Consider the following 12,471-nt stretch of genomic DNA (forward strand, 5'->3'; position numbering starts at 1 on the left):
AGGAAACTATATCTTTGTTTGAAGAAAGATGGCATTTACTTCATGGAGAGCCATTTTAATGATACGATATTACTATAAAACTTAGTGGTAGGGGGAGATTCTGTGTTTTTGGATAAGCTGAAGAAAGAGCTACATACTAAGCAACCGCTTTTTATAGGAGAGGACACGGCGCTCCGCTTTGCTGTTTTAATACCACTTGTGCAAGTGGATGACGAATGGCATGTCCTATTCGAGGTGCGTTCATTAACGATGAGAAAGCAACCAGGGGATATTAGTTTTCCAGGTGGTCGAATTGATCCTACAGATGCATCTCCAATGGAAGCGGCCATACGAGAAACCCATGAAGAGCTAGGGGTCGATCCAGCATGCATCCAAGTCCTAAGCCAGATGAGTGCATATATTGCTTCTCCTTCATTTGTTGTCTATCCGTTTGTTGCAACAATTGACCATCACCAAATCGAAAACTTTAACAAAGAAGAGGTAGAAGCAGTATTTACTATCCCAGTCAGCTGGCTTTTAAGCCACGAGCCCTATATGCACACAGTTTCAGTCCAGCCGATGCCCCCTATGGATTTTCCGTACGACAAAATTTTTAACGGCGACAAATACCAATGGAGACCTCGGGCGATCGAAGAATGGTTTTACGAATATGATGAATATACGATATGGGGTTTGACAGCTAGAGTGTTGAAGCATTTTGTGGAGACGATAAAATAGTACCCAACAAAAAAACCGACTTCCCAAGGGGAAATCGGTTTTTCGGCATATCTATTCTTTACTAATGAAGCCAGCATCCTGTAGGAATTCTTTAGCGACAAGTTCAACCATCTGTCCTTCATTATCCACTTTGGCATTCATTTCTTGCATTGCTGACTCATCTATTTTACCTGCTAATTCTAGCAGTGCTTCCCCGATTTCAGGATACTGTTCTAATATTTCTGTGCGAACTAAAGGAAGAGCATGGTAAGGTGGGAAGTAACCTTTATCGTCTTCTAACACACGTAAGTCATACATTTGTAGCTGACCATCCGTTGTATAAGAGTTAATAACGTCTACTTCTTTAGCATTGATAGAGCGATACATGATCCCGTGATCCATTCCTTTTACATCCTTGAATTGAAGATTGTATTCTTTTTGAAACCCTGGTAAACCATCGGGACGATCGATAAATTCGAATACTGCACCTAGTATAAAATCATCTGAAACCTTCGCGAAGTCACTAAATGTTTTTACTCCAAGTGACTCAGCTTCTGCTTCGTCAAGTGCCAATGTATACGTATTGTTAAAACCAAAAGATTCAAGAGCGGTGATACCATCAGCTGAAACTAATTCTTTCGTTTTCGCTAACGTTTCATCAGCATTACCGGTAGTTTCTTGATAATAATTAATGACGATCGTGCCAGTATAATCTGGAATAACGTCAATTTTATCATTAAGCATAGCAGTCCACACGACATTAGATCCACCAAGATTTTCTTTATAGATCACATTAATACCTGTTTTTTCCTCAATTAGTTGTCCCATCAGATTAGATAAAATAATACTTTCCGTATTATTTCTAGATCCGATGATCAAGGCATCTTCTTCTTTGAATATACATCCAGACAATGTAGTAACTAACAGAAGTAGTGTTAAGCATTTAATAAACATTTTTTTCGTCATATGATCACCTTATTTTAACCCTTCCGGCGTCGTCCAACGTTCCAGATAAGTGAAGAATATCTCTAATACAATGGCTAACAATGCTGCTGGAATAGCACCAAGTAAGATTAACCCATCAATACCGCGAGTAATGCCAAGGAAGATGAAATCTCCAAGACCACCAGCGCCGATAAACGCTGCAAGTGTAGCAGTTCCGACGTTTATAACAGCTGCAGTACGTACACCCGCCATAATCATTGGAATTGCTAGAGGAAGTTCGACTTTTAACAGTACTTGAAGACTAGTCATCCCCATACCTTTCGCAGCTTCTACTGTAGCTTTGTTTACATCTTTAATACCTGTATAGGTGTTTCTGATAATTGGAAGAAGTGAATATAAAAATAGAGCAGCTATTGCTGTGTTTACACCAATACCGAAAATAGGGATCATGAAACCTAATAGTGCTAAACTCGGAATGGTTTGCATAATTCCAGCCCCGCCGAGCACTACTGTCGTGAGCTTTGGAACTCGTGTTATTAAGATTCCTAATCCAATTCCAAGTACAATTGCAATTATCATGGAAAAGAAAACTAATTGTATATGAACGGAAGTTGCTTCTATTACCTCTGACCAGCGCATTTCTGCTTGTTGCATAAATTGTTCCCATATATTTAAATTATTCATTTATACCCTCCAATTCTGTCCATTGACTGGACAAAGCAGTGAGTAATGTCCCACGAGTCACTATTCCAACTACTTTTTTTGCTTCATTTAATACAGGTATAACGCCGTATTTTACATTTGGCATCATCATAATTGCATCTTTAGCAGTTGCTGTTTCAGTTAGCGTGTGCTCAGGAACTCTCATAATTTCTTCTATTAACTGAATCGAGTTTACTTTTTTAATTAATTCATAGGCAGAAATTAGACCGATAAATTTTTCGTCATTTTCATCTACTATTATTAAGGATGTAATTTTTTGTTGGCGCATCATTAATAGTGCCTTTTCGGGAGTTAGAGCAAGCAGAGCGGTAACTACTTTTGTTGTCATGACACTAACGACAGGCATAAGCTCAGGATTTTGTATAATTCTGTCCTTACCGATAAATTCCTCCACAAAACTGGAAGCAGGTTCTTGTAGTATCTTCTCTGGGGTATCTATTTGAAGTAAATTTCCGTCTTTCATAATAGCGATACGATCACCAAGCTTTAAGGCTTCGTCCATATCATGTGTCACAAAAACAATTGTTTTCTTTAGTTTTCTTTGTAAAGAAATTAATTGATCTTGTAGTTGATCGCGGGTTATTGGATCTAATGCGCCAAAGGGTTCATCCATTAGAAGGATGCGGGGATTAGATGCTAGTGCTCTTGCCACACCGACACGCTGTTGTTGCCCACCTGAAAGTTCTTTAGGATAACGACTTCCGTAAATTTCTGGATCAAGGTCAACCATTATTAGTAACTCTTTCACCCGGGCTTTAATTTTTTCTTTGTCCCAACCTTTTAGTTCTGGAACAATTGCGATGTTTTTTTCGATAGTGTAGTGGGGGAAAAGTCCGATTTGTTGAATAACATATCCTATATTACGGCGTAGTTCGGAAGGATTTAACTTGGTAATATCATTTCCATCGATAGATATAGTCCCGTTAGTATGAGGTATCATTCGATTAATCATCTTCATGGTGGTTGATTTTCCTGAACCACTAGGTCCAATTAAAACTAGGAATTCACCCTCTGGAACTTCAAAATTAACGGAATCCACTGCTTTAAAACCATCCGTGTACACTTTGCTTACTTGTTCGAATTTAATCATATGTGCCTCCTTGGGTAATAGTTTCTTAAAAGTAAAATATTTACACTCTTTGTTGAATAAAAAAAGGACTACCTACATTTCCGAAATTGGAAAAGGGAGGTGTCTCTATGTCATTGCCAAGACATACAGCAAGTGTTTTATATAGTGATTTTATCAAAATGGTAACTACCTATGACGAGAGAAGTAAATAGCAATTGGTGCTGAACTTGTTATCAGCATAGAATGGATTCACGTGGAGTGTGAATAGAAAATTGATGGGAGAGAATCGTCTGGTTTTTTAAAATAAAATCGATAATATAAATATTTCCTACTTAAAGAATAACACTATTTTCCTAGTAAAGCAAAAGGTATTTCCAAATAGATACCATTTTCGTGTGAAACTGGGTCTAAGTTAAGGGAAATATACTACTGAAATATTATGAAAAGTATGAAGTTTAAATAAAGAAAACTATAGATTGAGTGGAATATGGAAGAAGAAAAATCCCGATGTTCGTTTCAAGTTTGTGTCAGGAACCAATGATATGTTATTAGAAAAACTATTACATTAACAGGTAGATGTAGCTTTTATTCGCAACTTATCGCATGATAATTTGCTAACACGCAAAGCATTAACAATGTACCATGAGCTTTTTGCCATACAGGGTAAAATATTAACTACTTGGGATACTTTGCGTAAGTTAGGTAAGATAAGAGGAACGATAAATTCTACGTGTTACAGTAAGAGGAGGTTCATCATTGAAAGTAACCGGTACAGTGCTAATGTTTATAGGTGCGGTGATGCTCGCTATTTTTATGTTCGCAGACTTAACAATGAATTTTGGCCTTTGGATTACAGGCTTCTTGATCAGCATGCTCGCTGCCATCTCAGGAACAGTGACGTTAATTATTTATTTAGCAAAAGGGATTAAATCAGATAAAGCTTCGAAAAACGATTTCAAATAAGAAGCAGCAAAAGAGAGAGTTGGAGTAAGTCACGTACTTACTCCAACTCTCTCTTTATTTTGGCAGCTGGAATAAATTTAATCTCAAATTGTAAAGTCAAAACGATTTTCCTTATGTAATTTCCCATCCTGGAAAGTTCGTTCGACAAAAGTGACATGATGATCTTTATCTATGAGTAAAACAGTCGACGAACGAGTGCCGTAGGTAGGACTTTTTATAAACAGAGGAGATAGTAATCTCTCCATCTCTAAACCAACACCGGTTTGAGGTAGATTCTCATCCTCCGCAATTGTTCGGTCTGAAATAATATCAAACAATGAATCGAGCTGTAGCTCACCTGGATTAGAGAGAACAATATCACCTAGCAGTTTCTTCCCTTTTGCAACCTTTGGCCAAGGTGTATTTAATGTGTGATTGCTTAAACTATGCGTGCCAGGAGAAATTTCATTCATTTCGTCCAATATATTATTATAGTGAAATAATTGACCCGCATCGCCAACAACTACGTTATAACCACCATAATCGCTTCTATTATTCCTAAGCTTTTGAATAAAGTCTAATGGAGCATCATCATTAGCTAAATAATCACGAACAATGTCCCCACGAGAAAAACGTCCAGTCTTTTCCATAGGATCACGATAATTCGTTAATGCCGCAAAACGCCCCTCTCTCGTCACACCTAGCCAAGTACCCATCTGCAACAAATCCCGTCCAGCTAAAATAGACGGATAATCCTCCCAAAAACTTGCAACTGCTGTAGGCCGTTCATAAAACTCATCCCGATTTGCCACAACAACCAATGGATAAACTGGATGACTTTGCAAATGAAAATTCACTAAACACATGATCAACTACCCCCTTTAAAAAGTTATAACCAATTTTCCCTTCATCATAACATGCCTAGATCGTGGATAAAAAATAGTTCGAAAAGTTGATGTGTTACCCGATGGTCAGAAAGAGGCCTATATTCCTCTGGTAAGTTTCTTTCTCTGCTTTTTATGTGGTTCTACTTCAAATGTTGGTGTGAAGAAAAATTTACTTCACATTTTAGTATCCCTGTATTAGAATCATTCATAATAGTTCGAATAAATGTTGATATTGTGGTTTTTATGTCTATTTTTAACACAGTGAGAGTAGGAGAGTCGATATGGGGATAAAAGTAGGGATTATTGGATGTGGATCTATTACTAAGCTTCGTCATGCACCAGAATATCTAGCAAATCCATTCGTGGATAAAATTGTTTTTTATGATCGAAATCCTGAACGTGCAGAGGCATTAGCGGTCATGTTTGATGGGACAGTCGAGCAAGATGTGGATAAATTATTAACAGATCGCACGATTGACGTTATTAGTGACTGTTCTTCGAATGAATCTCATCATCTATTTTCGACTAAAGCATTATTAAATGGGAAGCATGTTCTATGCGAAAAACCGATCTCTCTTACGATTGAACATGCAAAAGAAATACTCGATGCGCAAAAGCAGTCCGGAAAAAAGTTTATGGTAGATCACAATCAGCGATTTACTCGTGCGCATCAAAAGGCGAAAGAAATAATACAAAGAGAAGAACTTGGGAAAGTACTAACTTTTAGAACGACATTTGGACACGCGGGACCTGAACAATGGGGTATAAATAAAACTAACTCCACTTGGTTTTTCCGAAAGGAGCGTTCTGGTCTAGGTGTGGCTGGAGATTTAGGTATCCATAAAGTGGATTTGCTACATTATTTATTAGATGATGAGATTGAACTGGTAAGTGCCTTCCAAGGAACACTAGACAAAGTGAATGAAAACAATGAACCGATAGAAGTATGCGATAACATCGTATGTAGTTTAAAAACGAAAAAAGGTCGTTTAGGAACAGCTGCATTTTCTTGGACGTATTATGGAGAAGAGGATAACAGCACCATTATCTATTGCGAAAAAGGTATTGTGAAAATCTACCATAGTGATCAGCATCAATTAGAAGTGATTACAAAAGGTGGGGAGAAGGTACAATACCAACTAGAGAATATTCAAACGAATAATAACCAAACAAATAGTGGCGTGATCGATGCGTTTATCGAAAGCATTCGGCTAGATCAGACTCCGCTTGTTACGGGAGAAGATGCACTCTCTGCGCTAAAAGTTATTTTAGGTATTTTAGAAGCAGCTGAAACGAATATGGTTATAAGGGTATGAACAAGCACTAGTTACGTGCACCCAAAAATAAAATGAAGAAAAACCGATTCCCTTATGACGGAGAATCGGTTTTTTAAGTGTTGGAAAGTTATACGTAGTTATGCAATATATTTACCAAAACTTACCGCCCACTTTACGAAGGTAGCGATATTATTAAATTTAATAATGGTTGGATTATTTTGGATTTCAAGATATAATTAAATAGTCAAAAAGTAATTAATGATAAATTCGGAGTAGGCTAAAATACCCTAAAATTTTATGTTTTTCACCATTATTTGAAATACACTCGATCAAATACTATTTATAGAAATTGAAAATAATAGAATCTCGAATAATTTTGAAATTAGATGTCCAATGAGAATGGAGCGGTATGATGGCGAAAGAATTGCTAAGTAGTTTGCAGAAAGAAGTTACCCAGTTACGAGCGGAAGGGAAATACCAAGAAACAATCGAAAAAGCTAGCAAGTTGTTAGAGCTTGGGACATTAAATAATGACTATAAATCAATACTTATTGCTCACATCAATCAGGCTGCTTCTTATTATTCCATTGGAGAGATTGAAGATGCTTTTGTGAGTATGGAGCAATATGAAGAAATTACACAGGTTCATGGCGACGATGCGGATTATCTGCAATTATATAATATCTTGTTCTTGTTATATGAATTTAATAAACAATATGATCATGCGAAAGAAACACTGCTTAAAAGTATGCAGTTTGCGGAGCAATTAAAGAAATACAATATTTTGAGCAATGCCTATAGTAATTATAGTCATGTGTGCATCAAACAGGAAGACTATGAAAATGCATTGGACAATGCAAAAAAAGGGTTAGCTGCTGCCAAGCTACATGAGCCTAACACTCCTGTATTAGAAGTACGTGTAATGTTTAATATAGCTCATGCGTATATTTGTTTGGATCTGTTAGACGATGCAAAGCTAGTGATGGATGAAATGGAAAAGAAGAATGTGTTCGATTCATTTATACGAGAACGTGCACAGTTCCAACTGTTAAAAGGGGAATGGCTAAATAAGAAGGAAGCATATAGAGAATCTTTTCAAGCCTATTCAGCTGCAAAGGAAATTGTAGATACTTATCAGGATGTATATTTGCTAAAGACAATTCAAGAGAAGCGTTTAAAAACTAGTGAGACCATGGAGGACTTCCATTTATCTTATCAAGTTCAAAAAGAGTATATCAACCTGCTCAACATCATTAATGAGAGAGAAATTGCACAGAAAGCTATTAAATTAAATGTAAAACACCAATTATCCAAGATGCAGAAAAAAGCAGAACTGGATTATTTAACAGGGTTATTTAATCGAGGTTACTTGAGTGAGCTAGCAGCAAGCTGGCTCAATGCTGCAGAAGAAACAGAGACTCCAATTAGCTGTATTGCATTCGACTTAGATGGATTCAAGGCGGTTAATGATTTACACGGACACTTAGTAGGTGACAAAGTCATTTGTGAAGTTGGAAGCGTCTGTAAAAGCACATTAAGTCCTGGTTTCGTCATAGGTCGTTACGGTGGGGATGAATTTGTGATCATTGGCAGAAACTCTTTAGAAGAAACAGTGAAGCTTGCGAATGTATTGAAAGAAACTATTTCGGGTATGAAATTGGTGGAAAATGAGCAATGCATAAAAGTAGCAGCTAGTTTTGGAATTTCTTCCACAGAAGATGATTCACTTCATTCCTTTGATGAGCTTTTCCATTTGGCTGATATGCGTCTTTATAATGCAAAACAAAATGGCAAGAACCAGGTATATGCTGGTAGTATAGCTTAAATAACGTTAAGTACAAAATTTATTCCTCTACTTACAGGCTCCCTTTTAACAGAAAGGGGGCTTGTTTTTTTGTTAATAAATATAAGAAAGTTTAAGCGTAATGAAACAAACTAATACTGATGGAAAACAATAGAGACAGGAGATACACAGCGTGAAAGAATTCAAAGTAACTTACTTTTTTGATGAAGAACATTATATTAGAAGGTTCATCTATGTAGAGTCTCAAGAAAAAGCGGAAGAGCTAATTCGAAAAGAGCGCGATGGATATATTTCGTTTACAGACAGCAGAGGAATTTACCACGAACTGAATACTAATGGTGTTAGGGTGACTCAAATATCGGAATATCACAGAAATGATAAAACGAAAAAAGCATCTGGTAAAAGCTAAAATTTTTTCGTTTGAAATTAATTCGTTATAATCAGAACCTGGTATCCATTAAAAGATCTATTTTAGATTATCTAAAGCCAAATTCTTTTGGTATTAGGTAGTCTATTTTTTGTGACCCAGTTGTTCTGAAAGTATTAAATCTAATTGTTGGAATAACGTTAGTAATCTCTGGAATACGCGCAGCGTGGGGACAAACTTATGACCAAAATTCGAGTCCTAGTGTAAAGTAATTCAGAATAGTTTCTAAGTTTTTTGAGAACGTGGACACTCTTACTGTTTTTATTGGTTAACACCCTATATTAATAAACATACATTAGAAGTAACCCTAGGATAATTACACGGAAGGAGAAGATGCTTTGGATAAATCATTACTCAATTCCCTTAGAAAAGGCGGATTTATACTCTATACAAAACATGGGGAAGCGACTGTTGGAAGCGATTTACCCTATTTAAACTTTCAAGACTGTTTAACCCAAAGAAACCTTTCAGAAATGGGACGGAGGCAGGCTATTTATTATGGAGAAATGCTTCAATACTTACAAATACCGATTGAATCCCCTGTTTCCGCAAGTCCTTTTTGTAGGGCTATAGAAACAGCACAGTTGGCATTTGGAAGTGGCAATGTTCGAGTAAATCCTTTTTGGTTTGAGGTATATAGGTTGAGTGACAATTTGCCCAATAGAGATAGGCAAAGCATATTAAATAATCTTACGTCTATTTTAGAGACCATTCCAGAAGAGGGAAAAAACAAGGTTATCATTGCTCACAGTTTCCCAGCAGGTGTTGGTTTAGGTCAATTATCCGACATGGAGGCCGTTATTATAAAGCCTAGAGGGGCAGGAAATGGTTATGAAGTAGTTAGTCAATTATCTTTAGCAGATTTGAGTACATTAGAGTAATCCAAATGATTAAAAAGGACACGACAGTTCAGATTGAACTGTCGTGTCCTTTTTGTAAAGATAAGAAAGTATATAAAAATACAGCATGAACACCAGTTTTACAGGGCTTTTAAGAATGATTGATACTACTGGTTTGCGTTTCAGTGGAGTACAAAGGCTAAGAGCGCCACGTCTTAAAAGGAAGGCAATCTAAGTTCGCCGCTTCCTGCGGCAACGATTGCATAACCCACATCCTGTGGGCCTCAACGCCTTTGTGACCAAGCCTCCGTGGCAGCGAACGAAATTGCATCTTCGTGAGCCTCTACTATGAATAGGAGAGTTTCATATCTCTAGTTACCCCAAAAATGAACTAACCCGTTTCTAAAAGTTGTAGAAGGGCGACGGACAGTTAATAGCCATAAGATTACCGAGAAAAAAAGATGCTGGTCGTGACTTCAGTCACGACCGGCATCTTTTAAAAATCAAACGGTAATTATATAGCAATAAGTCTGTCCAAAGCCCTTCGAAAACAGTAGAAACAGGTTTAGATCCTAGAGGATCGTGCGTTTTTTTTGGCCGGTTTTTCTTATTATCTATTTACTTCATAATGCAACCCAGCAAATTGATTAAAACGTTGGACGCTCTTTAACGTAAGCTCTGTTTCAAATTCGACTTCTTGAAACAAAGGGATTCCTTTCCCGATTATCACAGGGGACACGGTAATAATCAGTTCATCTACTAATTTTTCTTTGATAAATGAGTGGATTAAATCTCCGCCGCCCATTACCCAAATATTTTTACCTTCTTTGTTTTTTAATAAATTCGTAAAGTCGACTACATCTCCACTGAAGAATTTGACGTTCTCATTATCTTGATTGACGGTTCTGGAGAAAACATAGCATTCCTTCCCCTCATAAGGGAAGCTTTCCAATTCTTGTTCCAAAAGCCAGTCATAAGTGCGTCTACCCATAATTACCGTATCTACTGTCTCATAGAAGTCAGAATATCCATTATCTCCTTCTCCATCTACCTTAAACAACCACTCCAGAGAGTCATCCTCTGTAGCGATATACCCATCTAAGCTTGTAGCAATGAACAATACGAGTTTTCGATGATTTATCATAAGTTCCTCCTATGTTTAACTAATATGTAAATTTCTCAAGACCATCATAAAGGTCGTATATAGGATAAGAGAATTTCTTTTAATACGCGTTGTTGGATAAGTGGATCTATATCTTCCTCCAAAAAGGAAATAGGTGCTTTTAGTACGACATTATTTACGAAACTACCAAAAGTATTAATGATAGTTATAAGGGTTTCTTTGATGCGTAGATCCGTTCTAATGGATCCATCCGTTTTCCCGTCTTCTATTATTGAAATAAGACTATTATTAATTTTTTTCTGAATCTCGATATAATCTTCAATGTCTGGTAATGATTCTTTTTTAAAAGAGGCATAGCTTACAAAAGCTTCTCTAAACTTGGAGGAGTTACTCTCATCTGGATCTTCGAGCAAGTAAGTTAACACATCCTCCAACCGTGCGTATGCAGTCTTAGGTGCGGAGGCGATCTGTTCAAATGCAGGCAGTATTCTTTCAAGGTTTTTAATAGCAACTGCTACAATTAGTTTATCTTTTTTAGGGAAGTACCGAAAAACCGTGGCGATTCCGATTTCTGCTTCATTGGCTATATCTTGCATTTGGACGCTATCTAATCCTAGTTCAAGAAATAAGCGCTCAGCTGCGGAGATGATATGTTGATACCGTGTAGATTTATTTTTTTCCCGAACACTTAGTGGCATTGGATAACCTCCTTTATTTTTATATTATACATCGTTTAAGTTTGCATCTGCTCATTTTCAGGAGTAAAATAAGTGATAGTTAAACTATCAAAATAAAATCATGAGGTGAATAAAAATGAGATTAGCAGGCAAAGTAGCAGTAATTACAGGAGCAGGAAGCGGAATGGGAGAAGCGGAAGCACTAATGTTCGCAAGAGAAGGTGCGAAGGTTGTCGCAACAGATATCAACTTTGAAGCTACAGAAGCAGTAGTAGCACAGATTAAAGAAGCTGGCGGAGAAGCGATTGCTATCAAACATAATGTGGCTTCAAAAGAAGACTGGGAAAACGTTTATAACAAAACAATAGAGACATTTGGCAAATTAGATATTTTAGTAAACAATGCAGGAATCTCATTAGCTAAGGATTTCATGGAACAGACAGAAGAAGATTGGGCGCGGACATATGCCATCAATATCAACGGTACGATGCTTGGTATGCAGCTAGCGATTCCTTTAATGGAGAAAAATGAAGGTGGTTCGATCGTGAACATTTCTTCCATCTCTGCATTAACTGGGATGGCTGGAGCGGGGGCTTACACAGCCTCAAAAGGTGCTGTTCGTTCCATCACAAAAGCAGCAGCTGTCGACTATGGTAAGAAAAATATCCGTGTTAACTCCGTACACCCAGGCTATATCGTCACTCCAATGAGTGCACCGCATATGGAACACCCAGATTACAAGAACTATTTCTTGTCTCAAATTGCCCTACCAAACCTTGGAAAAGCAGAAGAAGTGGCAACAGCAGTATTGTTCTTAGCATCAGACGAAGCAAATCATATCACAGGTATCGAGTTACCGGTAGATGGCGGAGTTACAGCGAAATAATAAGAGAAAAGAGCATGTGAGAGTGATGATTGAACTGAGCCCTATAAAGTAGACAACTTAATAAAAAGAGAGTTTGTAGTTTAGACTGCGATGAGATGGTTTCGGTATGCTTCCGGAGCCATCTTTTTTAAATCCCATTGCTTTCGTTCTGAGTTGTAATAATCTATATAATTTCC

General features: G+C 37.2%; 14 protein-coding genes. 7 read left to right on the forward strand and 7 right to left on the reverse strand.

From position 1 onward, the window contains the following. Positions 1-102: 102 nt before the first annotated feature. Positions 103-717 (forward strand): NUDIX hydrolase, encoded by a 615-nt coding sequence (locus LDK52_RS16465; protein ID WP_277587030.1) that lies wholly within the window; start codon positions 103-105, stop codon positions 715-717. Between the two features lie 51 nt (positions 718-768). On the opposite strand, the gene LDK52_RS16470 is transcribed toward LDK52_RS16465, so the two are convergent. The 3 genes from LDK52_RS16470 to LDK52_RS16480 are packed head-to-tail and all read right to left on the reverse strand — an operon-like array spanning position 769 to position 3,454. Next, positions 769-1,662 carry a glycine betaine ABC transporter substrate-binding protein gene (locus LDK52_RS16470; RefSeq protein ID WP_277587031.1) on the reverse strand — a complete coding sequence of 298 codons (894 nt, stop codon included), beginning with the start codon at positions 1,660-1,662 and terminating at the stop codon, positions 769-771. A 9-nt stretch (positions 1,663-1,671) separates the two neighbouring features. Beyond that, a complete protein-coding gene (locus tag LDK52_RS16475; RefSeq protein WP_277587032.1) occupies positions 1,672-2,325 on the reverse strand; it encodes an ABC transporter permease in 654 nt (217 codons plus the stop codon). Beyond that, positions 2,318-3,454, reverse strand: coding sequence for a betaine/proline/choline family ABC transporter ATP-binding protein (locus tag LDK52_RS16480; RefSeq protein ID WP_277587033.1), 1,137 nt, complete (start codon positions 3,452-3,454; stop codon positions 2,318-2,320). The genes LDK52_RS16475 and LDK52_RS16480 overlap by 8 nt, the downstream gene beginning before the upstream one ends. Positions 3,455-4,189: 735 nt before the next feature. Here LDK52_RS16480 and LDK52_RS16485 point away from each other — a divergent pair. Continuing rightward, on the forward strand, positions 4,190-4,396 hold the full coding sequence (locus tag LDK52_RS16485) for a hypothetical protein (RefSeq protein WP_277587034.1): 207 nt from the start codon (positions 4,190-4,192) through the stop codon (positions 4,394-4,396). An 83-nt stretch (positions 4,397-4,479) separates the two neighbouring features. Here LDK52_RS16485 and LDK52_RS16490 read toward each other — a convergent pair whose 3' ends face one another. Then, the gene (locus tag LDK52_RS16490; RefSeq protein WP_277587035.1) at positions 4,480-5,241 is read right to left on the reverse strand and encodes an NRDE family protein; all 762 of its coding nucleotides are present in this window, start codon (positions 5,239-5,241) and stop codon (positions 4,480-4,482) included. 302 nt (positions 5,242-5,543) lie between these two features. Between LDK52_RS16490 and LDK52_RS16495 the strand changes: the two genes are divergently transcribed. The 4 genes from LDK52_RS16495 to LDK52_RS16510 all read left to right on the forward strand — a co-directional run bounded on the left by LDK52_RS16495 (position 5,544) and on the right by LDK52_RS16510 (position 9,651). Beyond that, positions 5,544-6,578 (forward strand): Gfo/Idh/MocA family protein, encoded by a 1,035-nt coding sequence (locus LDK52_RS16495; RefSeq protein WP_277587036.1) that lies wholly within the window; start codon positions 5,544-5,546, stop codon positions 6,576-6,578. Between the two features lie 373 nt (positions 6,579-6,951). Further along, positions 6,952-8,364: a tetratricopeptide repeat-containing diguanylate cyclase gene (locus LDK52_RS16500; RefSeq protein WP_277587037.1), complete on the forward strand. Its 1,413-nt coding sequence runs from the start codon at positions 6,952-6,954 to the stop codon at positions 8,362-8,364. Positions 8,365-8,515: 151 nt separating this feature from the next. Beyond that, entirely contained in the window at positions 8,516-8,752 is a 237-nt protein-coding gene (locus LDK52_RS16505) for a hypothetical protein (protein ID WP_277587038.1), read from the forward strand. 356 nt (positions 8,753-9,108) lie between these two features. Further along, positions 9,109-9,651 carry a histidine phosphatase family protein gene (locus LDK52_RS16510; protein WP_277587039.1) on the forward strand — a complete coding sequence of 181 codons (543 nt, stop codon included), beginning with the start codon at positions 9,109-9,111 and terminating at the stop codon, positions 9,649-9,651. A 568-nt stretch (positions 9,652-10,219) separates the two neighbouring features. On the opposite strand, the gene LDK52_RS16515 is transcribed toward LDK52_RS16510, so the two are convergent. Together LDK52_RS16515 and LDK52_RS16520 are read right to left on the reverse strand one after the other, a co-directional pair. After that, positions 10,220-10,753, reverse strand: a complete 534-nt coding sequence (locus LDK52_RS16515) for a dihydrofolate reductase family protein (protein ID WP_277587040.1) — start codon at positions 10,751-10,753, stop codon at positions 10,220-10,222. A gap of 44 nt (positions 10,754-10,797) precedes the next feature. Continuing rightward, the gene (locus LDK52_RS16520) at positions 10,798-11,430 is read right to left on the reverse strand and encodes a TetR/AcrR family transcriptional regulator (RefSeq protein ID WP_277587041.1); all 633 of its coding nucleotides are present in this window, start codon (positions 11,428-11,430) and stop codon (positions 10,798-10,800) included. A 115-nt stretch (positions 11,431-11,545) separates the two neighbouring features. Here LDK52_RS16520 and LDK52_RS16525 point away from each other — a divergent pair, with 115 nt between their 5' ends. Then, on the forward strand, positions 11,546-12,295 hold the full coding sequence (locus LDK52_RS16525; protein ID WP_277587042.1) for an SDR family NAD(P)-dependent oxidoreductase: 750 nt from the start codon (positions 11,546-11,548) through the stop codon (positions 12,293-12,295). A gap of 80 nt (positions 12,296-12,375) precedes the next feature. Here the strand turns inward: LDK52_RS16525 and LDK52_RS16530 are convergent, their stop codons facing one another. After that, a complete protein-coding gene (locus LDK52_RS16530; protein ID WP_407081798.1) occupies positions 12,376-12,462 on the reverse strand; it encodes an IS3 family transposase in 87 nt (28 codons plus the stop codon). Positions 12,463-12,471: the final 9 nt, after the last annotated feature.

It is taken from the genome of Psychrobacillus antarcticus (assembly GCF_029533155.1).
Lineage (GTDB): Bacteria > Bacillota > Bacilli > Bacillales_A > Planococcaceae > Psychrobacillus > Psychrobacillus antarcticus.